Origin of the sequence: Acinetobacter sp. YH12027 (assembly GCF_013420085.1) — a bacterium.
GTDB lineage: Bacteria > Pseudomonadota > Gammaproteobacteria > Pseudomonadales > Moraxellaceae > Acinetobacter > Acinetobacter amyesii.
On sequence record NZ_VOYW01000001.1, the window covers coordinates 62,115 to 86,173 of the forward strand.

17 protein-coding genes and 2 tRNA genes are annotated in these 24,059 nt (G+C 41.0%); 8 read left to right on the top strand and 11 right to left on the bottom strand.

The window, feature by feature from the left end:
* Positions 1 to 153 precede the first annotated feature (153 nt).
* From FTT94_RS00285 to FTT94_RS00300, 4 genes are all read left to right on the top strand, one after another.
* On the top strand, positions 154 to 3,030 hold the full coding sequence (locus FTT94_RS00285) for an EAL domain-containing protein (protein ID WP_180170007.1): 2,877 nt from the start codon (positions 154 to 156) through the stop codon (positions 3,028 to 3,030).
* Between the two features lie 140 nt (positions 3,031 to 3,170).
* Entirely contained in the window at positions 3,171 to 5,450 is a 2,280-nt protein-coding gene (locus FTT94_RS00290) for an NADP-dependent malic enzyme (protein WP_078192090.1), read from the top strand.
* 81 nt (positions 5,451 to 5,531) lie between these two features.
* A complete protein-coding gene (locus tag FTT94_RS00295; protein WP_180170008.1) occupies positions 5,532 to 6,767 on the top strand; it encodes a multifunctional CCA addition/repair protein in 1,236 nt (411 codons plus the stop codon).
* A 170-nt stretch (positions 6,768 to 6,937) separates the two neighbouring features.
* Positions 6,938 to 7,159, top strand: a complete 222-nt coding sequence (locus FTT94_RS00300) for a hypothetical protein (RefSeq protein WP_180170009.1) — start codon at positions 6,938 to 6,940, stop codon at positions 7,157 to 7,159.
* A gap of 257 nt (positions 7,160 to 7,416) precedes the next feature.
* Here FTT94_RS00300 and epmA read toward each other — a convergent pair whose 3' ends face one another.
* The 6 genes from epmA to greB form a co-directional block, all read right to left on the bottom strand.
* Positions 7,417 to 8,385 carry an EF-P lysine aminoacylase EpmA gene (gene epmA / locus FTT94_RS00305; protein ID WP_373684090.1) on the bottom strand — a complete coding sequence of 323 codons (969 nt, stop codon included), beginning with the start codon at positions 8,383 to 8,385 and terminating at the stop codon, positions 7,417 to 7,419.
* Positions 8,386 to 8,390: 5 nt separating this feature from the next.
* On the bottom strand, positions 8,391 to 9,458 hold the full coding sequence (locus FTT94_RS00310; protein WP_180170011.1) for a 4-phosphoerythronate dehydrogenase: 1,068 nt from the start codon (positions 9,456 to 9,458) through the stop codon (positions 8,391 to 8,393).
* 115 nt (positions 9,459 to 9,573) lie between these two features.
* A complete protein-coding gene (locus FTT94_RS00315; protein WP_180170012.1) occupies positions 9,574 to 10,326 on the bottom strand; it encodes a class II aldolase/adducin family protein in 753 nt (250 codons plus the stop codon).
* 167 nt (positions 10,327 to 10,493) lie between these two features.
* A tRNA-Ser gene (locus tag FTT94_RS00320) sits at positions 10,494 to 10,583 on the bottom strand.
* Positions 10,584 to 10,812: 229 nt separating this feature from the next.
* A tRNA-Ser gene (locus FTT94_RS00325) sits at positions 10,813 to 10,902 on the bottom strand.
* 86 nt (positions 10,903 to 10,988) lie between these two features.
* Positions 10,989 to 11,483: a transcription elongation factor GreB gene (gene greB / locus FTT94_RS00330; RefSeq protein WP_180003371.1), complete on the bottom strand. Its 495-nt coding sequence runs from the start codon at positions 11,481 to 11,483 to the stop codon at positions 10,989 to 10,991.
* Positions 11,484 to 11,848: 365 nt separating this feature from the next.
* Between greB and FTT94_RS00335 the strand changes: the two genes are divergently transcribed.
* Positions 11,849 to 12,961, top strand: a complete 1,113-nt coding sequence (locus FTT94_RS00335; RefSeq protein WP_168378303.1) for a transglycosylase SLT domain-containing protein — start codon at positions 11,849 to 11,851, stop codon at positions 12,959 to 12,961.
* Positions 12,962 to 13,037: 76 nt separating this feature from the next.
* Here FTT94_RS00335 and FTT94_RS00340 read toward each other — a convergent pair whose 3' ends face one another.
* Together FTT94_RS00340 and ttcA are read right to left on the bottom strand one after the other, a co-directional pair.
* Complete coding sequence (locus FTT94_RS00340) at positions 13,038 to 13,421, bottom strand: SCP2 sterol-binding domain-containing protein (RefSeq protein WP_078190434.1); 384 nt, start codon at positions 13,419 to 13,421, stop codon at positions 13,038 to 13,040.
* A gap of 222 nt (positions 13,422 to 13,643) precedes the next feature.
* Entirely contained in the window at positions 13,644 to 14,573 is a 930-nt protein-coding gene (gene ttcA, locus FTT94_RS00345; RefSeq protein WP_078190435.1) for a tRNA 2-thiocytidine(32) synthetase TtcA, read from the bottom strand.
* Positions 14,574 to 15,073: 500 nt separating this feature from the next.
* On the opposite strand from ttcA, the gene FTT94_RS00350 reads away from it, so the two are divergent.
* Together FTT94_RS00350 and htpX are read left to right on the top strand one after the other, a co-directional pair.
* Entirely contained in the window at positions 15,074 to 15,937 is an 864-nt protein-coding gene (locus FTT94_RS00350) for a lytic transglycosylase domain-containing protein (RefSeq protein WP_180170013.1), read from the top strand.
* 133 nt (positions 15,938 to 16,070) lie between these two features.
* The gene (gene htpX, locus FTT94_RS00355; protein ID WP_078190437.1) at positions 16,071 to 16,976 is read left to right on the top strand and encodes a protease HtpX; all 906 of its coding nucleotides are present in this window, start codon (positions 16,071 to 16,073) and stop codon (positions 16,974 to 16,976) included.
* Between the two features lie 148 nt (positions 16,977 to 17,124).
* Here htpX and FTT94_RS00360 read toward each other — a convergent pair whose 3' ends face one another.
* The 3 genes from FTT94_RS00360 to FTT94_RS00370 form a co-directional block, all read right to left on the bottom strand.
* Positions 17,125 to 17,715, bottom strand: a complete 591-nt coding sequence (locus FTT94_RS00360) for a DUF4112 domain-containing protein (RefSeq protein WP_180073249.1) — start codon at positions 17,713 to 17,715, stop codon at positions 17,125 to 17,127.
* 80 nt (positions 17,716 to 17,795) lie between these two features.
* On the bottom strand, positions 17,796 to 19,139 hold the full coding sequence (gene mgtE / locus FTT94_RS00365) for a magnesium transporter (protein WP_180170014.1): 1,344 nt from the start codon (positions 19,137 to 19,139) through the stop codon (positions 17,796 to 17,798).
* A gap of 232 nt (positions 19,140 to 19,371) precedes the next feature.
* On the bottom strand, positions 19,372 to 22,473 hold the full coding sequence (locus tag FTT94_RS00370) for a multidrug efflux RND transporter permease subunit (protein ID WP_180170015.1): 3,102 nt from the start codon (positions 22,471 to 22,473) through the stop codon (positions 19,372 to 19,374).
* A gap of 277 nt (positions 22,474 to 22,750) precedes the next feature.
* Between FTT94_RS00370 and FTT94_RS00375 the strand changes: the two genes are divergently transcribed.
* Positions 22,751 to 23,938 (top strand): glycerophosphodiester phosphodiesterase, encoded by a 1,188-nt coding sequence (locus tag FTT94_RS00375; protein WP_180170016.1) that lies wholly within the window; start codon positions 22,751 to 22,753, stop codon positions 23,936 to 23,938.
* Positions 23,939 to 24,059: the final 121 nt, after the last annotated feature.

Consider the following 24,059-nt stretch of genomic DNA (forward strand, 5'->3'; position numbering starts at 1 on the left):
AATGATGGCATCCTTGATATTGCTTTTTATTTGTAACGCAATTACCCTAGAGTCAATAAAAACAAATGATTTGTTACTAAGAATAAACAAATACTCTCAGGAACAATACAAATACAACGATCTAAATTTGGTTAAGGCAGGGTTTTTATATTCATGACGTATAAACAAGATGAATATATCAAGCAGTACAATCATACTGCTCAAATTGCGAACACGATTCGCCATAGCCGCTATTTTTTAGTCAGTATTCTGATTATTTGCTTATATATTTTTTCGATATATCAAATTTTTTATAAATCACCATCTTTATATTTCAATATTTGGTTTATTTTTACCGAAGTTTTTGTCAGTTTATGCTGGCTGATTAGCACCGTTTATTTTAAACCTGAACAATATTCACTGATGATTGCGCATCGTTGGCTACAATTTCAGTGTTTTTCAGTCGGTACGCTTATTGCGAGCGGTATCTTTTTAATTTTTTACTATTTACCTGCGACCAATCAAAGCTTTGAACCGATTCAGGCCTTAACGCTCTCCGCCTTACTATTGATCGTGACGCAAACCTTTGGTTTGACCTATTTAACGCAAAAACTCAATTATTTTTGTTTAGCCTTTATCCCGTCTATCGTGCCGTATCTGATTGCACAGTTCTTTTTCTTAGATAGTTCAAATCACTTATTTAGCCTGAGTATTAATTTTGGGCTCATTGTGATTCTAATGTGCGCCATGACGTCATATCGGATTCACCGTCGTGTGTCGACCTTACATGCAAAAAACAACCTACTGATTGATAGTGCCAAGCAACAAGTCAAATGGACTGATGAACTGTGTCAGCAGCTCCAAGATGAAGTCAACAAATCACGAGACATCGAATTACAGCTACAACTGGGTAACCAAATCCTTGAACAGAAAGTTAAAGAGCGGACCTTCGACATTGAGCAAATGAACAAGGATTTAGAAAACCAACAAGCCAATTTAGTCCTTGCGCATGAAATCGCCGGTTTACGTCCTTGGGATTGGAACATCAAAGACCGTAAAATCGTTGTCACCAACTATAAGCAAGAAAAAACCCTTAGACATTCGAAAGAGCATCAGCAACAGTTACAACATGTGATCCATCCTGATGATATCCCACATTTTAAATCAGCGATGATTCAACATCTACGTGGATTTAAAGACCGTTATGAGGCCACCTATCGGATTCAAAACAGTCAAGGAAAATGGAGTTGGGTACATGATATTGGACGGGTCATTCAACGCGATCCAAATAATCGTAAGCCATTGCGCATGGTCGGTATTCGACGTGATATCCATCAAGAACGGACATCTCAGGAACGTTTAAAACTTGCAGCCAGTGTACTCGAACAAGCTGCTGAAGGGATTTTCATTTTAAATGAAGAGCTGTGCTATATCGAAGTCAATCCGTTTTACGAACAATTAACCGGATTTAACTACGACCAAATTATTGGCAAACATCTTTTTGATATCACAGCGAATTACAAATCAATTCAACGCAGTATGCACTACTCGATCATTAAACAAGTGCTGAAAATTGGTGAATATGATGGTGAATTGCACGAAAAATTTCTTTCAGGTAAAGAACTGACGCTGTGGATGCATATTAATGCCATTACCGATGATCAAAACCGCGTCACCCATTATATCGGGATTGTTTCAGACTTAACCGAACGTAAATTGCAAGAACAACGTTTATCTTATTTAGAAAACTATGACACCTTAACAGATTTACCGAACCGTTTTTATTACAACTATCAACTGCATCAGTATTTAGTTTCGCAACAAGATTCGATTAAACAGTTGGCCGTCATACGTTTAAACATCGACCGTTTCCGTCCATTAAATGAATATCTCAGCAACAATGGTGGTGACGAACTGTTACGCCAAGTCGCACAGCGTTTGCGTCTGACCAATGCCGAAGCTCTGTTTGTTGCACATTTAAATGGCGATGATTTTGCGATTGTGTATGAAATTTCACACATCCGCCCTTCTGTGCATGAGCATTGTGAACGCATCAATAAAGCCTTTAGCATTCCATTTAATATTTTTGGCCAAGATCATGTCATCACCTTATCTATGGGTGTAGCGTTCTACCCTGAGCATGGCCGTCAGCTAGATTATCTAAATAACTGTGCTGAACAAGCGCTGAGTGAAGCCAAAAATTTGGGAGGCAATACTACACGTTATTATTCCAATGAAAATACCGCATTATTAAAGCAAGGGATCTTCTTGGAACGCGACTTGCGTAAAGCCATTCAAAATAATGAACTGGTGGTGTATTACCAACCGAAGATCAATTTCCGTGATAAAAATATTTACGGTTTTGAAGCTTTGGTGCGCTGGAATCATCCTGAAAAAGGCTTAATACCACCGAGCTTATTTATTCCTTTAGCAGAACAAACCAGTTTAATTTCCGATATCGGGCGTTTTGTCCTGCAAAAAACCGCGCAGCAAATTCGCTTTTGGAATAATTTGGGTTATCAAAATATTTGTGTATCCGTCAATATTGTTGCGCAGCAACTGCGCCGTGGACAATTATTAAATGATTTAGATGAAGCGATAGATGCCAATCAAATTGATGGTACCAGTCTGGAACTGGAAATTACAGAATCTTCTTTGGTCGAAAATCTAGATTCAGTACGTGAACTGTTAAATGAAATAAAAAAACGTAAAATCAATATTTCACTTGATGATTTTGGCACTGGCTACTCATCATTATCTTATCTAGCTGATTTCCCTATTGATATCTTAAAAATAGACCGCAGTTTTATCTCCAAAATTGGTGAAAATAAACAATTGGCCATCGTTAGTGCCATGATTGCCATGGGTAAAGCGATGGGCATGACGGTAGTCGCTGAAGGGATTGAAACTGAACAGCAGTTACAGTATCTACAAGACTTAGAATGTGACATTGCTCAAGGCTATTTTTTCTCTAAGCCATTGCCACAAGAAGAGGCAACCGTGTTCCTTGAAAATAATATCTCTTCGCCTGCTTATACTTACTTAATATAAGTCACTATGCCTGAGCTATAAGATTGTCTGAAAAAGACGCGACTTCGACTGTCCCAACTGTGCAACTAATGTTATATTCAAGCGGATAAAGCAAGCATTGCAGCTTTATATTGGATAAACAAAACACAATCGAGATACAGATGGACGATCAATCTTTAAAACAGCAGGCTTTGTATTATCACGAATTTCCAACTCCGGGGAAAATCAGCGTTACACCAAGCAAACAATTGGTCAACCAACACGATTTAGCCCTCGCATACTCGCCAGGTGTCGCTGCACCTTGTTTAGAAATTGAACGCGACCCATCTACTGCTGCACTTTACACAGCGCGCGGTAATCTTGTTGCTGTAGTCAGTAACGGTACAGCCGTACTGGGCTTAGGTAACATTGGTCCTTTAGCGTCAAAACCTGTTATGGAAGGTAAAGGCGTTCTATTCAAAAAATTCGCTGGTGTTGATGTTTTTGACATTGAAATTGCTGAAAACGATCCAGACAAAATCGTAGATATCGTTGCAGCATTGGAACCAACTTTCGGTGGTATCAACCTTGAAGACATCAAGGCCCCAGAGTGTTTCTACATCGAGCAAAAACTTCGTGAACGCATGAATATTCCTGTGTTCCATGATGACCAACACGGTACATCAATCATTGTGGGTTCTGCATTACTGAATGCACTTCAACTCAATGGCAAAAAAATTGAAGAAATCAAAATTGTCGCTTCTGGCGCAGGTGCTGCTGCCCTTTCATGTTTGAACTTACTTTGCGCACTTGGCGTAAAAAAAGAAAACATCGTTGTTGCAGATTCACGCGGTTTATTGACGACTAAACGTGAAGGCTTGGATGAGTCGAAAAAGGCATACGTTCAAGACATCGAAGGCTCTCAGCTTGCTGATGTAATGGAAGGTGCGGACATGTTCCTCGGTCTTTCTGCAGCAGGTATTTTGACCAAAGAAATGGTTAAAGTCATGGCGAAAGATCCGATCATCTTTGCCCTTGCTAACCCAGACCCTGAAATTCTTCCTGAACATGCACATGAAGCACGTCCAGACGTGATTATGGCAACTGGTCGTTCAGACTATCCAAACCAAGTGAACAATGCACTTTGCTTCCCTTATATCTTCCGTGGTGCACTAGATGTTGGTGCAACCACAATTAATGAAGAGATGAAAATTGCTTGTGTACATGCGATTGCTCGCATGGCGCATGTCGAAGCTGATGCTGCATCGTATGGTGAAAAATCTGCTTCATTTGGTCGTGATTACCTGATTCCGCGCCCATTAGATCAACGTTTGATTCTTGAAATTGCACCTGCAATTGCACAAGCAGCGATGGATTCAGGTGTTGCAACTCGTCCAATTCAAGACTTCTCTGCGTATCGTCAACGTTTGTCTGAGTTTGTTTATAACTCTGCATTCATGATGAAACCAATTTTTGCGCAAGCAAAAACTGATCCAAAACGCATTGCCTATGCTGAAGGTGAAGATTTACGTGTACTTCGCGCAGTACAAATTGCTGTTGATGAAGGTTTGGCAAAACCAATTCTTGTAGGCCGTCCTGCAGTCATTGAAGCGAACATCAAGAAATTAGGCCTTCGCCTTGAAGACGGCGTGAACATCACTATCGTCGATCAAGAGAAAAATCCTGATTACGATAAGTTTGCTGACGATTACTACAGCATCATGCAGCGTAAAGGTGTAACGCCTGAATACGCTCAGCGTGAAGCACGTCGTCGTTCAACACTTATCGCGGCAATGCTGGTTCGTCATGGTGTAGCTGACGGTATGTTATGTGGTACTTATTCTAGTTATGACATTCACTTAGACTTTGTCAGCAATGTGATTGGACTAAAAGAAGGCCGCAATAACTTCTTTACGCTGAATGCATTGATGCTTGAAGATCGTAACTTGTTTATTGCTGATACTTACATTAACCGTAATCCAACAGCTGAACAACTTGCTGAAATGACCATTTTAGCGGCTGAAGAAGTACGCCGTTTTGGTATTACACCGCGTGTAGCATTGCTTTCTCACTCAAGTTTCGGTTCTGACCAAAATGATCCTAGCGCACAAAAAATGCGGAAGGTTTATGATATTTTGTCAGAAATTGCACCAGAACTTGAAGTTGAAGGTGAAATGCATGGTGATGCCGCATTAGATGAAAATATTCGTCATTTCGCATACCCGAACTCACGTTTCAAAGGTTCTGCGAACTTGCTGATTATGCCTAATCTAGATGCAGCGAACATTTCGTTCAACTTGTTGAAATCAACATCAGGTAGTAACGTGACGATTGGCCCAATCCTTTTGGGTGCTGCAAAACCTGTTCATATTTTAACACCAACAGCGACAACTCGCCGTTTAGTGAATATGACTGCATTAACAGTTGCAGAGATTCAAGAAAACGAAAAATTAGCACTCTAATTTAGTTGACCTGAACACACTTTGTGACTTGAGAAAACCTCTGTTCTGTAGCATGATTGCTCTAAGAATAGAGGTTTTTTCATGCAAGTTTATTTAGTAGGCGGTGCAGTTCGAGATCACTTGCTCGGGCACCCCTATCACGAAAAAGATTATGTCGTTGTCGGTGCAACGCCGGAACAATTACTTGCTCAAGGTTATCAACCTGTGGGTAAAGATTTCCCTGTTTTTCTTCATCCAGAGACCAAAGACGAATATGCCTTAGCCCGTACAGAACGTAAGTCTGGACATGGGTATCATGGATTTGAATTTTATACCGACGTCAATGTCACACTCGAACAAGATCTCATTCGACGCGACCTCACGATCAATGCGATAGCGATGGATGATGCAGGTAATGTCTACGACCCCTATGGCGGTCAACGTGATCTAGAACAGCGTGTCCTTCGTCATGTGTCTAATGCCTTCGTCGAAGATCCTTTGCGAGTTCTGCGTATTGCACGTTTTGCGGCACGTTATAAAGCTTTAGGTTTTAAGGTGGCTGATGAAACACTGGAACTGATGCAAGAGCTTGCTCAATCGGGTGAGCTTGAAGCCCTTACACCTGAACGTGTATGGAAGGAAACGTCTCGTGCCTTAATGGAAGACCACGCAGATGAATATTTTGAGGTATTAAGAGCCTGTGGCGCTTTAAAAGTCTTGTTCCCTGAAATTGATGCGTTATACGGTATTCCACAGCGTCCTGAATATCACCCTGAAATAGACTGCGGCATTCACACCATGATGTCGCTACAACAAGCGTGTCGTGCAAATTATTCTTTGGATGTTCGTTTTGCTGTACTGGTACACGACTTAGGCAAAGCACTTACTCCAGTAGATGAGTTACCGCGCCATATCATGCATGAAGAGCGTGGTGTAAAACCAGTTACTGATGTCTGTGACCGTATGCGTGTTCCCACCAATACCAAACAATTGGCTATCTCAGTCTGTAAAGAGCATTTAAAATGCCATCAAGCCTTGAGCTTAAAACCGGGTACATTGTGGCGTCTATTACAACGTATGGATGTGCTACGCCGTCCTGAACGTGTAGAAGCCTTTGTACAAGCCTGTGAATGTGATTCACGTGGTCGTTTGGGTTTAGAGGATCGCGCCTATCCACAAGCTCAATACGTTTTAGATGCCATGCAGGTGGTTCGCAATATTAAAGCTGCCGATCTTCCACCTGATGTATCAGGGCCGGATATTGGTGAAATGCTGATTGAACGACGTATCCAAGCCATTGCAGAACTAAAAACCAGTCAATATGCAGTTGAAGCATAATTAGAGCACCTTCGGGTGCTTTTTTAATTTACCTTTTCTATATTCTTAAAACTTTAACTTTTGCAATATTTCACCTTGCCCTTTCAGATATAGATATGCTTTGAAAAATATCTGCACTCACATCAAGGCTCATTCATCTATGCTCTAAGGAAAACCATCGAGCTGACAATATGAATCCCCAAATTCGCCCATCACAACTCCAAGAAAATCTCATAAATATTCATCAACTTACACTCCAATTGGGTTATGAAATACCACTAGAGCGACTACAACAGCATTGGCAGTTGACTCATTTGAATAAGTACTATCAAACCTTAGTGATAGCGGCTAATGACCGCGTCATTGGTTATGCAGGTTTTATCCAACAATACAGTTGGGAGTTTGAGGAATGAATAATTCGGATTTAGGCTTTTGTCATTGATGTGAGTTATCGCGATCAAGGTTTAAGGCGATGGTTCATGCAAGCCATTGAGCAAAGCGCACGGCGATAAGATCTAAAACGTATTTTACTCAATAGTGGGAATCGTTCAGAACGATATGCCGCACATGCCTATTATCAAAATTTAGGGTTTGAAGCCTATATGGTTTGGATTTTACTAAATATTTAAATTGATCGGCCAATTTTACCATCAGCCGATCCGGACATTTTTTAAGAAATATCGGCTGGAAAACTAATGACTTTTTCAAGCTTTAGCTGATTCATAGCCACCATTAGCAATCGATCAATACCTAAGGCTATACCTGCACACTCGCTCATATGCGGTAATGCAGCAAGCAAATATTCATCAATCGGCATCACATGCAACCCAAGTTTTGCGCGCTCTGCATTATCTGCCTCAAAACGACTTCGTAAAACGTCTGCGTCAATCAGTTCGTCATAAGCATTCGCTAACTCCAAACCTTCGATATACAGCTCAAATCGTGCTGCAACCAACTCCCCATCTTCGTCCACACGGGTTTTCGCCAAAGAAGCCATTTCCGGTGGAAAATCTGTCAGGAACACTGGCGTATCAAAACCGAGACTCGGCTCAACATAATGCGAAAACAATAAATCGATATAGCCTAAACGGTCTTCACCCAAATCTAAGCTTAGCCCCACACGACGACAGCAATCTTTTAGATCTTGTAAAGAAGCTTGTAACGGGTTCAAATCCAAACGATCCATAAAGGCATGCTTATAGCTCAAAATAGTCGGACGAATTTCACCAAAGCGTTGTTTCAAGGTTTCATTCAATAAATCCGTCACTTCAAACATCAAGTCTTTTAAGCTAAAACCCGGACGGTACCATTCCAACATGGTGAATTCACTGTTGTGTTTACGTCCATGTTCATCATCACGGAAAACTTTACAGATTTGGTAGATAGGCCCACTGCCACTTGCCAACAGACGCTTCATGGCAAATTCAGGTGAAGTTTGCAAATAATGCGTTTGCTTTTGACCATTCACATGACGCTGAGCTTGTACCGATGCTAAATGCACATCGGTGACACCGGCTTGTGAAAGCACAGGTGTTTCCACTTCTAGTACATCACGTGCAGCAAAAAACTGGCGAATTTGAGCATACATCGTGGCACGTGCACGAAGTGCAGTGAGTTCACAACTCGGTTGAAAGTTCATTTGACTCATGCTGCAGGGCCTCCATGCGCAGCCCATTCACGGCGTAAAGGATAGGTTTTACGTAAATAATCAAAGGCTTTTTGATCCACCTTGCCGTCTTTTAGGCAAGCACGTAAGTTGGCATCATCACGAGCGATGTCATAAATATCTTTTAAGTAACGCTGTAATACCATCTTAAAGTCAGCACCAGTAAAATACTGCTCACAGACGGGCAACTGACTTTCAAAAGCTTTATTTATCGGTTGATTGAAAGTTTGACAGAATGCTTCATAGATCATCTGTGTACCACGTGCTTTACCTTCCAAGCTATAGCCTGCAATATGGGGTGTCACCACGTAAATTAAATCCAACAATGCTGCTGAAATCTCTGGCTCATGTTCAAAAACATCTAAGACCACTTTACGCTGAGTCTGTTGAATATCGGCAATTAAGGCAGCTTCTTCGACCACTGGCCCACGCGCGGAATTAATCAAGATCGCTGTAGGCTTCATAGCGGCAAGTGCAGCAGCGTTGATTAAATGATAGGTTGGATGTTCACCCTCTTTGGTCAGTGGCACATGGGTACTAATCGCATCTGCATTTTTTAACAGTTCTGCAAATTCAACTTGTTTCACCTGATTAGATTGCACAAATGGATCATAGCCAATGACATTCCAACCGAATAATTCTGCCATGGCCGCTAAACGTGAACCAACATTACCTAAACCAACAATGCCCAAGGTAAATTGTTCATTTGCATTCAACAATTCAGGTTTAACGTAGAGCAATGCAGTAATCACATATTCAGCAACCGCTTGTGCATTACAACCTGCGGCATTTGACCAAGCAATGCCCTGCTTTTCTAGAGCGGTAATATCTAAATGATCTGTTCCAATCGTAGCACTACCGACAAATTTGAGTGCGGTTTGTTGAATTAATTCTGCATTTACCTGAGTCACCGATCGTACCAACAATGCATCGGCTTCTTTGACATCCTCATGGATCAATGTTCGACCTGCCGCTTGCTTTATTTCACCAAATTCGGTAAAAAAATACTCAGTAAATGCCAGATTTTCATCTGCAACGATTTTCATAGTTCATCTCATAGTTCCACTACGAACATGATAACGCGTTGCTCATGCCATGACTATTCTTCTGCACATAAAGCATAGCGCCATTTTTTTATAAGCTAAATGATAGAAAATTATATTAGCGACAATAATCTGACTGCTGATCTTCAATTAAAGACAAGGCCGCCTGCCAAGCCGCTTGAATAATGGGCTCGGCCATCGGATTTTCAAACTGCTGCAAAGTATGTTCACAAACCTTCGGACTTGGATAATGCAATGTAGCACTCGACAACGCTTTTACTTGAATTTGACAAGCTCGTTCTAAAAAGTAAATTTCATGAAATGCCCGTGCCACACTATCTCCAGTCGCAAGCAAGCCGTGATTGCGTAAAATCATGCAGCGATAATGCCCCATATCTTGTACCAGTCTTTCACGCTCTTCAGTTGAAAAGGCAATACCCTCATATTCATGATAAGCAATGTTCTGATAGAACTTTAACGCGTGTTGTGAGATTGGCAATAAACCATGTTCTTGTGCAGAAACGGCCACGCCATCGGCAGTATGCGTATGAATCACACAATTAATATTTGCACGCGCATGATGTAAGGCAGAATGAATCACAAAGCCCGCAACATTCACCATCTTCCCTGCATCATAAGTTTCAATAATTTTTCCTTCATGATCAATTTTGACCAAATCCGAAGCCGTCATTTTGTCAAAGGTCACACCATAGCGATTAATCAGAAAATGCTCAGGTTCATGACTTAAACTCAGGCTGATATGGGTATCAATTAAGTCGGTCATTTTATAATAAGCCACCAAGCGATACAGTGCCGCCAATTGACAACGCGCTTGCCATTCCAGTTCATGAATAAGCTCTGGTTTCTGCATGGATGAATTCCTTTTCAAAATCGATTGATCTTGTTTTCTGTTTATTGTGGATAATTAATAGCATGTCATATCCATGCTGTATATCAGCTTCGCCTGTAGAAAAAAACTATTCAAAAAATTTAGGCAATAAAAAAACCCCAATGTAAAACATTGGGGTTTTTTGAATATGGCGGAAGCGGTGAGATTCGAACTCACGGAGGACTCGCACCCTCGTCGGTTTTCAAGACCGGTGCATTAAACCGCTCTGCCACGCTTCCATGGCCGCTATCATATAAATAAAAATTCAGCTTGGCAAATTATTTTGCCTTATTTTGAACACTTGGCGAATCGTTCAGACAAAATTTAGGCGATTGTAAAATTTTGGCTTCGAGCTGAAAAATAGATGCTCAATCAATATATACTAACTTAAGATCATAGCTAATTACATTGCCTAAATTTACGCACATAAAAAAACCCTGATGTTAAAAACATCAGGGTTTTTGAATTTGGCGGAAGCGGTGAGATTCGAACTCACGGAGGACTCGCGCCCTCGTCGGTTTTCAAGACCGGTGCATTAAACCGCTCTGCCACGCTTCCATGGCCGCCATCATATAAATAAATTTCAGCAATGGCAAATTATTTTGTAAAAAACACGTCCAATTGAACAAAATAAGAGCAGTTTATTATTTTTCAGTACTTTCGCCCATTTCATAACGAATTGAATTGATATACCAACATTTTTTTCCCAGTGGGGTCAGGACTTCGACCTCATCATCCACTTGCTTGGACAGGAGTGCTCGAGCCATAGGTGAATCAATTGAGATATGCTGTGGATGATGATCATAAATTTCATCTACCCCCACGATCCTTAACGTTTTTTGTTCGCCTTCATCATTTTCAATATCGACCCACGCCCCAAAATAGACTTTCCCTTTTTGTTCGGGTGAATAATCGATAATACGTAGCTCCTCCAAACGTTTTCCCAAATAGCGTACACGTCGGTCAATTTTGCGTAACAATTGCTTATTATATTGATAATCCGCGTTTTCCGAACGGTCGCCAAGACTGGCCGCCCAGTTCACTTTTTTGGTAATTTCAGGTCGTTCTTCATGCCATAAATGTTGAAGTTCAGCGACCAATAAATCGTGTCCACCACGGGTAATTAAGTTAGATTTCATGATGATTTTTCGGCCTTGAGCAAGCGCTGATTTTTACAAAACATGCCTATTTTATCCTCCATTTCTACACAGGCAAAGTATATAAAATTTATTCGTAAACAAAATCAATTATTTATGTTACATATTTTAATATTTTTTCGTACAAAATTTGACAAGTATTTTTTTGCTTATTATTATGCGCACATCTTTTAGGCTTGTTTAATTTTTATCCAGTGTAGATTTTCTACACATTTCCCGAAAACCCCTAGTCATTTTTGAATGACGTCATGACTGCCCAACCCTTATTGAATTTATCAAACTTGAAAAAGTCTGAGGCGTGTTTGCCTTTGCTTTTTAGGGCATAAATTACTTGTAGCGGAGACAACATGCACAGTAGTTCAACTTCTGGGTCGAGGCTTTGCCTTAACTCTTTTAACTCTCTCCCATTTAAAGCGCTTGCACTCAGTACTGTCTTAATTCCTTTTCACAGTATTAATGCCAGCAAAACAGCTCATCAATATGATGCTGTCGTCAACAGTAATAAACTCACTGTTGTTGCCGTTGCCAATCCTGATATTGTTTTTCAGGATGGTAAACATCGACATGGTTTTGGTTACGACCTTGCACGTAACTATGCAGAAAGTTTAAATGTCCAATTAGATTTTAAAACAGTGAACGACAATGCCACTGCTTTAAAAATGGTTGCCAAAGGTCAAGCTAATTTTGCTATGACCACTGCCGGAATGAGTACCATTGAAGCCAAACACTTGACTTCATTTTCAGCCAGTTGTGGTGATACCGTTTCTTTGAAAAAAAATGGTTTAAACAGCAACTTAAACTGGGTATTTAAAAATGCAGACGATCCACTCAGCCAAACCGCGAGTGGCTTTATTTGCCGTGCCAAACAAAATGGCGCAATTGGACAGTTGGCATCATTCTACAACCGTAATGTGGTCAAACAAGATTCTTGGAATGTGATTCAACGTGATTTAAGTAAACGTATGCCGATCTATAAGGCAAGTTTTAAAAACACGGCCAAGCAATACGACCTAGACTGGCATTTATTGGCAGCAATTGGTTATCAAGAGTCTTACCTCAAACCTGACTCGGTATCCCCAACGGGTGTTCGTGGCATTATGATGCTGACCAACAGTACAGCAAAAGCCATGGGTGTGAGCAACCGTACAGATGCGACTCAAAGCATTCAAGGTGGTGCAAAGTACTATGACCAAATGTTAAACCGTTATAGCAACATTCCCTACCCAGATCGTAATTGGTATGCCTTAGTGGCTTATAACATGGGTCCTGGTGCTGTAAGTCAGATTCAAAAGCGCATTAAATCTCAGGGTAAAAACCCAAATAAGTGGGTGAATTTATATGCTTATCTAGACCGTAACAAGGCCAGCAATGGTCGTTATCGTCAAGCTGTGCAATATGTCACGCGTATTCGTGCTTATTTGGAACATATTAAAACCACACCACAACTGGTGAATATCTAATATGTGTCCATCTAACATTTACATGTGAGCGCACAAAAAAAAGCTTACCTTCGGGTAAGCTTTTTTCGTTTTGGACTTAAGCAGTTTGCTCAAGTACTTTTTTGAATAAATCTTTTTGTTCAGTACTTGGTTTTGCAGTTTGCAATGCCATCAATTGTGACATATCACCTTGTACTTTTATTTTGCCTGTCATAAACGCTTGCATCGCTGCAGCCATATCAAACTCAAGAAATACTTTACGTAACGTTTCAGCATCCATGTTCAACGTTGTTTTCGCGTTTGAAGATAAACCTTTTTTAATTGCACCACCGTCTAATGACAATTCAGTATTGCCTGCAGCGTCAGCAACTACAAGGTTAATTGCAAGATTAGCCAATGCAGGTGGTAAGTTTAAATCACCAGCTTGAGCTGTCAGAGTTTCTACAGTTGAAAACCAATCATCAGTTAAAAAAGCAGGCATGATCTTTCCTCAATTTATTTTGTTCGTGTGTGTTGCCGTTCCGGACAACATCAGTGCAAGCATATTTTGCTTGAGGCTTGTTATAGCATGATCATTTGCGAAAAGGCTAAAGTTTTTTGTACGCACCGTTCAATATTTAACTGTTTAACAACAAAATGAGAAAAATCATAAGCATAAAAAAGGCATTCCGTAGAATGCCTTTTGCGTGATGAAGTTTTCGGCTTAATCTGCCATAAAACCTAAGTTCACCATATTAATGCGTTTGCTTTCAGGCTCACCTTCTTCAGTTGAACAACTTTCGCTATTTTTAAAGTCAAATTCGCGTTGTTCATCCAAGGCTTCAAAGTCGAATAACTCACGGTCTGCCAGTTGTGAAGGCGATACATTTTGCAATGCGCCAAAAATACTGTGTAAACGTTTTGGAAATTCTTTATCCCAAGTACGCAGCATGTCATTTAGCATCGCACGTTGTAAGTTTTCCTGTGAACCACACAAGTTACATGGGATAATTGGGAACTTACGCATTTCTGCATACTTGATAATGTCTTTTTCTTCCACATAAGCCAGTGGACGAATCAAAATGTTCTTTTTATCAGAAGACAATAATTTCGGTGGCATGGCTTTTAAGCTACCGCCATGGAACAAGTTCAAGAAGAACGTCGCCAAAATATCATCACGATGATGACCTAAAGCCACTTTCGTCGCCCCAATTTCTTGAGCAAAGCCGTATAACGAACCACGACGTAAACGTGAGCACACTGCACAATACGTTTTACCTTCTGGGGTTAAACGTTTAGTAATGCTGTAGGTATCTTTTTCTAAGATGTAGTACGGAATTTTGTTTTCTTCTAAATAACGTGGCAATACGTCTTCAGGGAAACCCGGTTGTTTTTGGTCAAGGTTGACCGCAACCACATCAAAATTAATCGGTGCAATACGCTTAAACTGCAACAAAATGTCGAGCAAGGTATAACTGTCTTTACCGCCTGAAATACAGACCATCACCTTGTCGCCCTCTTCGATCATTTTAAAATCACGAATGGCATGACCGACCTGACGGCGTAGCTTTTTCAATAAACGATAATACGCAGAGCTAGTTGGTAGTTCTGGTTTGAAATTAAATCCTTGTTCGGACTCAACTGGCGAGAACATAGACGAGTTAAACCTAAAAAAAAATACCGCGCAATTTTATCCGATTCGCAGACTTCTCGCATCAAAAGAATGTAATTTCCGAAAAAAGTAAAAATACTGTCATGATCACGTCATCCTCAGCGCATTATTTTATACGGTCGAGTTCACTTTTTAGGCGAAACGCTTATCTTTTGGACTTTTCCACAGTTGTCCACAAAAGCTGTGGATAACTTTGTGGATTTTAAATGACTTGACAAGGTGAGCTGCCCTTATTTTAAGGCTTCTATTTAAATTGATCATTTTTTGATCAATTTATTATTTCTTACTTATCAATGCTTTAGATGTGTCAAGTTATGCTCATTAAAAAAAAATAAATATTTTTTTTGATTATTGAATCATCAAAATGACTTGATTTTTACAAAGTAAAGAAGAAATCAGCCCTCGAAGCCTTTTCATCTGATTTTTTTTTGATAAACTCTATTTTAACTGTTTGGGGACAGAATTTTTTTCTTCACAATAAAATGAAAAACAATACTTGGACTTTGGGGCTGTTATTAAGTGGAAGTGTGGCCATCAGTTTAGCTGCACCGAGCATTTTTGCCGGCCAAACGATTTATCAATTACGTGAAAGTAATGGCACAACGCTACTGACCAATAAGCAAGGCCGCTATAGCAATCTTAAAGTCGAGAAAAAAACCTACTATCCGGACAGTAATATCCACAGTTATAGTAACTGGGGCTCAAATGAAGCGTCTGTGTTACCAAGTTATAGCCGTAATAAAAATGCCTTTGACAATATTATTAAACAAGCCGCGGCCCAACATGGTGTTTCCGAAGGTCTGATCAAAGCGGTGATGCATACTGAATCAGGTTTTAACACCAATGCACGCTCCCCTGTCGGTGCGCAAGGTTTAATGCAACTCATGCCTGCTACAGCACGTCGCTTCAATGTATCAAATGCCTATGATCCACATCAGAACATTATGGCTGGTGCGCGCTATTTATCTTGGCTGCTGAAACGTTTTAATGGTAACACCTCACTTGCCTTAGCAGGTTATAACGCAGGTGAAGGCAATGTCGCAAAATATGGTGGCATCCCTCCTTTTCGTGAAACTCAAGACTATGTCCGCCGTGTCACTAGCCGCTACAGCAACCTATATGCTGGTAGTTTAAGTATCTCGGGTTCGAGCAGTTCAAATAGCACTTCTAATAGTGGTCGGATAATTGCCAGTTCGGATAATTATCATGCTGCTGCCCCTACGGTTGCTAAATCATCGGCACGTCAAATTATTCAAACAGACAATGGTAGTTTTACCGATGCACCTTCAGGTTCATTTGCGACAGCAAATGCTTCTGCCTCAGCGCGCATTTATCTCAATGAATAAAATCACTGATTTTGTAAAATTGCATCTGTTTTACTAATTTTTCCTTGAAATTTTAAGACTTTCACCTCATATTGAGTTTAATGATTTTTATTTGTAAATCAGATCATTTTTCTATAATAAGAGGATTTACCCAATGATGCGGATTGGTTTGTTCTTGCTGACCAACCTCGCGGTACTGGTTGTAGCTGGCATAATCTTGTCACTCTTCGGTGTCGGTAGTTACCACGGTGCAGGCGGCTTAAACTTAGGCAACTTGCTCGTTATCTGTTTTGTGTTCGGTATGGTGGGTTCGATGATCTCACTATTCATGTCAAAATGGATGGCGAAAAAAACCACGGGTACAGAGCTGATTGACCCTAATGCACCACGTAGCCAAGCTGAAGCATGGTTACTCAACGAAGTTGCGCAACTGGCACAACGTTCTGGTATCAAAATGCCAGAAGTGGGTATTTTCCCATCGTACCAGTCAAATGCCTTTGCAACAGGCTGGAACAAAAATGATGCTTTAGTGGCGGTTTCTACCGGTCTACTGGAGCGTATGAACAAAGATGAACTCCGTGCCGTACTCGCTCACGAAATTGGTCACGTAGCCAATGGTGACATGGTGACCCTTGCTTTGGTGCAAGGTGTAGTCAACGCCTTTGTCATGTTCTTTGCACGTGTAGCAGGTGACTTTATCGACCGTAATGTCTTCGGTCGTGAAGATGGTGAAGCACCGGGTATCGCATACTTCGTCATTACGATTGTATTAGATATTGTCTTTGGTATCGCAGCGTCTGCTATTGTGATGTGGTTCTCTCGCTACCGTGAATACCGTGCCGATGAAGCTGGTGCGCGTCTAGCAGGTAAACAAGCGATGATTTCTGCCCTATTACGTTTACAAGCAGAATCTGAAATGCCAGATCAAATGCCAAAAGAAATGAAAGCCTTTGCTATTTCTGCGGGTCAAGAACAAGGTTTCAGCTTAGCTGCATTGTTCCAAACACACCCAACGATTGAACAACGTGTTGCGGCTTTACAACAATTAGATTGCCCATAATTCAGCATCTGATGTAAGTCGTAAAAAAGCCTCCCTATGGAGGCTTTTTTTGAGTCTAATTTTTTCTCAGAGCGTTTACTGTTTTATCAATCACTTTTCAGTTGAACAGCCTTTCATTGCTAGCACTCAAGCCACAAATCTGTCCTATCTACAATACCCCATTGGCCTTTAACCATTGCCAAAGCAATGAACCGCCCATGTAAATTGCAAAGATAAACACCAATAAGAAAATCATCCCGAGTATATCTGGGATATGGATCCATAACCATGCAATCACAGGGTTACGCCAAAAAGCCGATTGCTGTTGTTTCTCTTCTAATTTTTCATGTAAAAACGGATGTACCACATGTTGATCTGTACTGATTTGATATTCTTCACGTATATGCGTGTGTACGACATCTAAAGCTTTACGGCTCGGACGAATAAACACATCAAAGATCGTCCCTGCAACAGGAATAAACCCCACGACAGCATCTATAACTGCGAGTTTCATCACACCATTTAATTTGGCTTGTGGTACGCCAATCTGTTTGGCTTTATAGACGGCATAACAGGTCAAGACAAATCCTGCGATATCACCAGCTACGGGAATGGTACTCAACGCTGCGTCCGCACCTACCCCTTGTCGAGTAAATGGAATCCGAACCACGGAGTCCATCATATTGGCAAACTTTGCGAGATCGCGTTCAAGACGAATGACTTCTTGCTTTGACATTTTTTGTTTTAATGGTTCAGTCATGTTTTATCCAATAAAAACCGTGTAAATCACTGAGATTAAAACATATTAGAAGTCTTCAATCTGTAGCAAAATGCTAATCTCTATAAATTGAGCAATTGTGAAGCAATCATCAAATACACCACCACGCCTGTCGCATCACAAATCGAGGTTACCAAGGGTGCAGAAGCACTTGCAGGATCGAACTTTAACTTATTGAGTATGAAAGGCAAACTCATGCCAATTAAACAACCGAGCAATACGATACCCATCATACTCAGTGCCAAGACCAAGGCCACGGTTGCATCACCACGGTAGTAGCCTAAAATAGATACAGCAATGGCCATGGTTCCACCGAGGCAAAGCGCGACGAGCGTCTCCCGACCCAATAAATAAAACCAATCACGAATTTTTACATCCCCAGTGGCAAGCGCTCGCACCATTAAGGTTGCAGACTGTGAACCTGCATTGCCTCCACTTCCGACCAATAAGGGTAAGAAAAAAACCAAGACGATATGTGCGGCAATGATGTCTTCATAATATGAAATGCCTAATCCGGACAATAAGCTGCCAAAGACCAATATCACCAACCAGAACACCCGCTTTTGATACAACTTTAAAATCGGTGCTTTATTAATGCTCATACCTGGTTCGGTACTCACCGCACTGGCTTTTAAAAAGTCTTCAGTGGTTTCAGCCTGTACCACATCCATCGCATCATCATAGGTGACAATCCCCATCAAACGCTGGGCATGATCCACAATCGGCAAGGCCATAAAATCATATTCTGCCAATTTTCGAGCAATACTTTCTTGGTCTTCATCTATCCAGCCGGTCACCACATCTTTGGTCATCACCTGTTGAATCCGTGCATCACGATCGGCCTGCAAAATTTGCCGCAGTGAAATCACCCCTTCTAATTGAGACTGATCATTGGTGACATAAATTAAATACAGGGTTTCACGGTCATGCGGTTCATGGCGTAAGGCCTCTATAGCTTGTTGCATGGTAAAGTCAGCAGGCATACTGACATAGTCTGAACTCATGATTGCACCTGCAGACTCTTCTGCATATGCAGATAACGCCTTTAGATGCTCTTGGGTATCTTGATCAAGTTGTTGATAAATCCGATCTTGTTCTGCATCAGTTAAACTTTTATATAAGTCCGTTGCATCATCAGAATGCATATCATCAAATAGTTCAATTTGTAGACGCAGTGGATAACGTGAAATCAGCTGTCGCTGTGACTCAAAAGGGAAAAACTCAAATACCAAGCCTTGATGGTCTAAACCTGAAAGTAACTCGATTTGATCTTCGATTGGAAATTGCTGAATTAAACGAGCCTGATCAGCGTAGTTCAGAGGCTGTAAAGCGAAAACTGCTGCTGCATAATTTTGTTGTTGCAGCAAAGCGGAAATTTCACGCTGTCTTTGTATTAAATCCGCCATTCAACTCACTCTTATTTTAATCTTTCTATGTAGAGCACATTTTGAAGGATAAACTAAAGAGTTTCAAATCTCTTCAATATGTTCTCGGTGAACGTTCTTTGCGAAAATTCTCTGTGAACATTCCCTGTCGAAAGTTTGGTGACATAAATTTGGCGACATAAAAAGCCACCGCGATGTACTCAAGCTTTCACGGTGGCTTTTACTAGAGCTATACACTGTGCGTGAATTATTTCTAAGTTTCAGACACCGGTTTGATTTTAAAAATAGAGCGGACCATCACATACATAAACGGAATAAAAATCAGCACCAAGACCGTACCGAATATTACCCCACCGAGTACGCTTACCCCAATCTCTTGACGACTGGCTGCACCTGCGCCAAAAGCAAGAACTAAAGGAACCACCCCTGCACCAAAAGCCAAAGAGGTCATCAAAATAGGACGTAAACGTAGTGCTGCGCCTTCCATTGCAGCCTCGATTACATGTTTGCCTTTTTCTTGTGCCATCGCTGCAAACTCTACAAGCAAGATCGCATTTTTACAGGACAGACCGATGGTCGTCAGCAAGGCAATTTGGAAATAGATGTCATTTGGAAAACCGGTCATGTAGCTAAACAAAATATTACCGCCTATCCCGAGTGGAATCGCACTCATGACTGCGGTCGGAATGCTCCAACTTTCATATAGGGCGGCAAGACAGAGGAAAATAAATCCAATCGAGACCAAATATAGCCAAATCGCTTGATGACTTGATTTTTGCTCTTCAAAAGATAAACCACTCCATGCCACATCCACGCCAGGCACCTGATCGACTAAAGCTTTAACATCCTGCATGGCTTGGCCACTTGAGACATTTTTGGCTGTATCCGCTTCCATTTGTAATGCGGTGTATCCCATAAAGCGATTGACGACTTCAGGGCCGCCACTCCAGCCAATGGTTGAAAAATTACTAAATGGAATCATTTCATTTTGGTCATTACGTACATGCCAATAAGCCAAATCTTCTGGTTTAGAACGGAATTCGGCATCTGCCTGCATCATGACGCGTTTAATACGTCCACGGTCAATGAAATCGTTAATATAACTCCCGCCCCATGCACTACTCATGGTGCTATTAATCGCATTTTGCGTTAAACCCATAGCCATCGCTTGTTTTTGATCAATATCAACTTTCAGTTCAGCTTTGTCTGGGTTAGAGCGTTTGTCTAAATTTTCGAAACTACTGAATTGTGCGGATTTCTGTTGCAAGCTTTTAAATTGCTCATCGAGATAAGCACGACCCTCACCATTCATATCTCGCAGCCAAAACTCCAGACCATCGGTTTGCCCAAGACCGCTGACTGAAGACGGCATGCTGACATTGATTTGTGCATTGTTGAACTTTTTAAAATGTTTCATAGCACGTTCACGAATCGCTTGCGCTGAATTGTATTGTCCTGAACGTTCATCCCAATGCTTCAGTGCAATAAAGCCTTGCCCTAAGTTTTGACCCGTACCAGAAAAATTTCGTCCATAACGAATCATCACCAAATCAATATTTTGCTTTTCTTCAGTCAAAAAGTACTGCCGAATTTGTTCACCGATCTCACGACTTTTCGACATCGGTGCACCTTCTTGTAATTTAAGTTGCACACTCAAAATGCCCTGGTCTTCACTAGGAATAAAACTGGTCGGCAAAGCACGATAAAACAAAGCAAATACCGTAATGAGCCCCGCAAACAAAACCACCGTCCATAAGCGATAACGAACCGTGGCTTGTGCAAGTGCTAGATATTTGGTTTTTAAAGTCTCTAATTTGGTGTTAAACCAAATCGCCCAGCGCTGTGGTTTCGGATTGGGTTTTAAAATTAAGGCACATAATGCAGGGGTTAAAATCAGCGCAACCATCAGTGACAAGCCCATTGCAGCCACGAGTGTGATGGAAAATTGTCTATAGATCACGCCCGTTGAGCCACCAAAGAACGCCATGGGAATAAATACAGCGGTCAATACCAAAGTAATCCCGATTAATGCCCCGCTAATTTCATGCATCGACTCGATGGCCGCTTGTTTTGCTGTTAACTGTTGTTCATGCATTAAACGTTCGACGTTTTCCACCACAACAATCGCATCATCGACCAACAGACCGATGGCCAGTACCAATGCAAACAATGTGAGCGTATTAATGGTCATGCCCAAAGCATATAAAATCGCTAAAGTCCCAAGAATCACCACAGGCACCGTAATCGCAGGTATCAGCGTTGCTCGCCAATTTTGTAAGAAGATAAACATCACCAAAACCACCAGTAAAACGGCTTCGAATAACGTTTTCACCACTTCTTTAATCGATTCTTGTACAAATGGCGTGTTATCCCGTGGATAAACGATTTTATAACCGGCAGGTAATTGCTTCGCTAACTGTTCAATTTCTTGCTTAATTAAGGCTGAGGTTTCAAGTGCATTTGCCCCAGAAGCCAATGAGATCCCCATCCCTGAAGATGGATACCCGTTAATGGTATTAACCCCTGAATAATTTTCCGCACCCAATTCAACACGTGCAACGTCTTTTAAATAGACAAAACTGCCGTTTCGTGCAGATTTGACAATAATATTTTCAAATTCTTCAACTGACTTTAAACGTGAACCTGAAGTGACTTTTGCATTGAGATATTGATCCGATACACTCGGCAATTCACCTACGGCTCCGGCTGCAACCTGCGTATTTTGTGATTCAACAGCCGCACGGATATCACTGGGCATAAGGCTATATTGCTTTAACTTCAGTGGGTTGAGCCAAATGCGCATGGCAAATTGCGAACCAAAAACATCGACTTCACCGATACCCTCAATTCGAGCAATGTCCTGCTCTAGATGAGTCATCATATAGTCACCAAGTTCGATATTCGAACTCTTGCCAGTCTCATCATAGAGGCCGATAACCATATGGGTATCACCCAAAGATTTATAGACATTTACCCCTTGGCGCTGCACATCTTCAGGCAGCCGATTGATTACTCCATTTATGGCATTTTGTACTTGTACTTGAGCGGTATCTGGGTCAGTGCCATTTTCAAAACTGATGCTGATCCGGCTTCGACCTGAAGAGTCGCTGCTTGAACTAAAATATAAAAGGTGATCAATTCCTTTAATTTGTTGTTCAAGAACTTGTGTGACACTTTCCTCAACTGTTTCTGCTGACGCACCGCTATAACTTGCGCTGACCGTAATTCGTGGTGGCGCAATATCTGGATAGCGCTCTACCGGTAAATTGAGCACAGCAAATAGCCCGAGCGCCATGACGATGATCGCCAAGACACCTGCAAAAATTGGTCGATAAATAAAAAACTTAGACAGCATCAATCCATGTCACTTTTCAATTAATGAAATAAAAAATGTAGATTGAATTTTTTCAAAAAATCTTATTGATAATCAATCACAATGAGCTTAATTACAAGCCTAGGCTACATAAAAACCTTGCTTCAAGCTGAATATGTAGAAAATATGGAGAGCTTCCACTTCAGTTATTTTAGTAAATTTATGTGACAAAACCGCCTCTGTCATGAAGCCTTAGCCACTGCCCTGCAATGTATGCCTGCAACATCATTCATTTATATAAAAAGATGCAGAGGCAGCCATGAAAAAACAATTAACAAAGCAGTTGAATATAGCGATAACAAGTAAAGTGAAATCCTCATGGGGCGTGTCTTCACTGCTCCTTTTTAGCGTTTTCGGTTTATCTGCATGTAATTCGGATGACGATAAAACCCATGTCACCAAGCCCCCTGTTTTGCCTGATACTGGTTTTATCATTGTTGGGCATCGTGGTGCCAGTGCTTTGCGACCTGAGCATACTCTTGCCGCATATCAAAAAGCGATTGATGATGGTGCGGATTTTATCGAACCCGATTTAGTGCCAACCAAGGATGGCTATCTGGTTGCGCGCCATGAAAGTGAAATTTCAGGGACAACCAATATTAGTACGCTGTCACAATTTGCGGATCGAAAAACCACCAAAAAAATCGATGGTATCGACTATACAGGATGGTTTACGGAAGACTTTAATTTGAATGAACTGACTCAAAATGTAAAAGCACGTGAGCGTATTGCTCAATATCGCCCTAATAACACTCAATATAATGATCAATACAGCATCCCAACGCTCGAACAAATCATTGAACTTGCCGAAGCTCATTATAAAAAAACTGGAAAAATTGTTGGTTTATATATTGAAACCAAGCATCCAACATTTTTCCAACAGCAAAATCTAGCCATGGAAGATCGTTTACTCACCACGCTTGCCAAATACAGTTATACACGTGATATCGCGCCTGTATATTTACAGTCTTTTGAAACCAACAATCTTAAATACTTACGTGATCAACTCACGCAAAAGAAAACCCTCAAACATGGCAAAATTATTCAATTATTAGATAGCCCAACTGCCATACCGGGTGACTTACAGCAACAAAACTCACCTCAAAATTATGCAAGTTTAGCCACTGCAGATGGCCTAAAATCAGTGGCAAAATATGCAGATGGTGTAGGTCCAAGTAAAACCTATATTTTTTCAAACACTGAATTTAAACAAACCAGTTTTGTCAAAGATGCCCATGCTGCTGGTTTGAAAGTCCATCCTTATACACTCAGACCTGAAAATGGTTTTTTACCTGACTATTTAAAATGTAACTCAGTGGCGACCGAACGTTGTGATACAGGTGCGGCTAAAGAATTTGAAAACTTCTATAAAGCTGGTGTAGATGGTGTATTTGCCGATGATCCAGGACTGGCACGTAAAACCTTAACGCAACTGCAAAAGCCCTAATTTTCCTAAAATGAAAAAAGACGCCGAGGCGTCTTTTTTATTGTTCAATGGAAACCTTAAAGCGGGTTTGCCAAATATTCTGCGGCTGACTGCGTTGCCACTGGCTGAGGTGCTGGAGCTG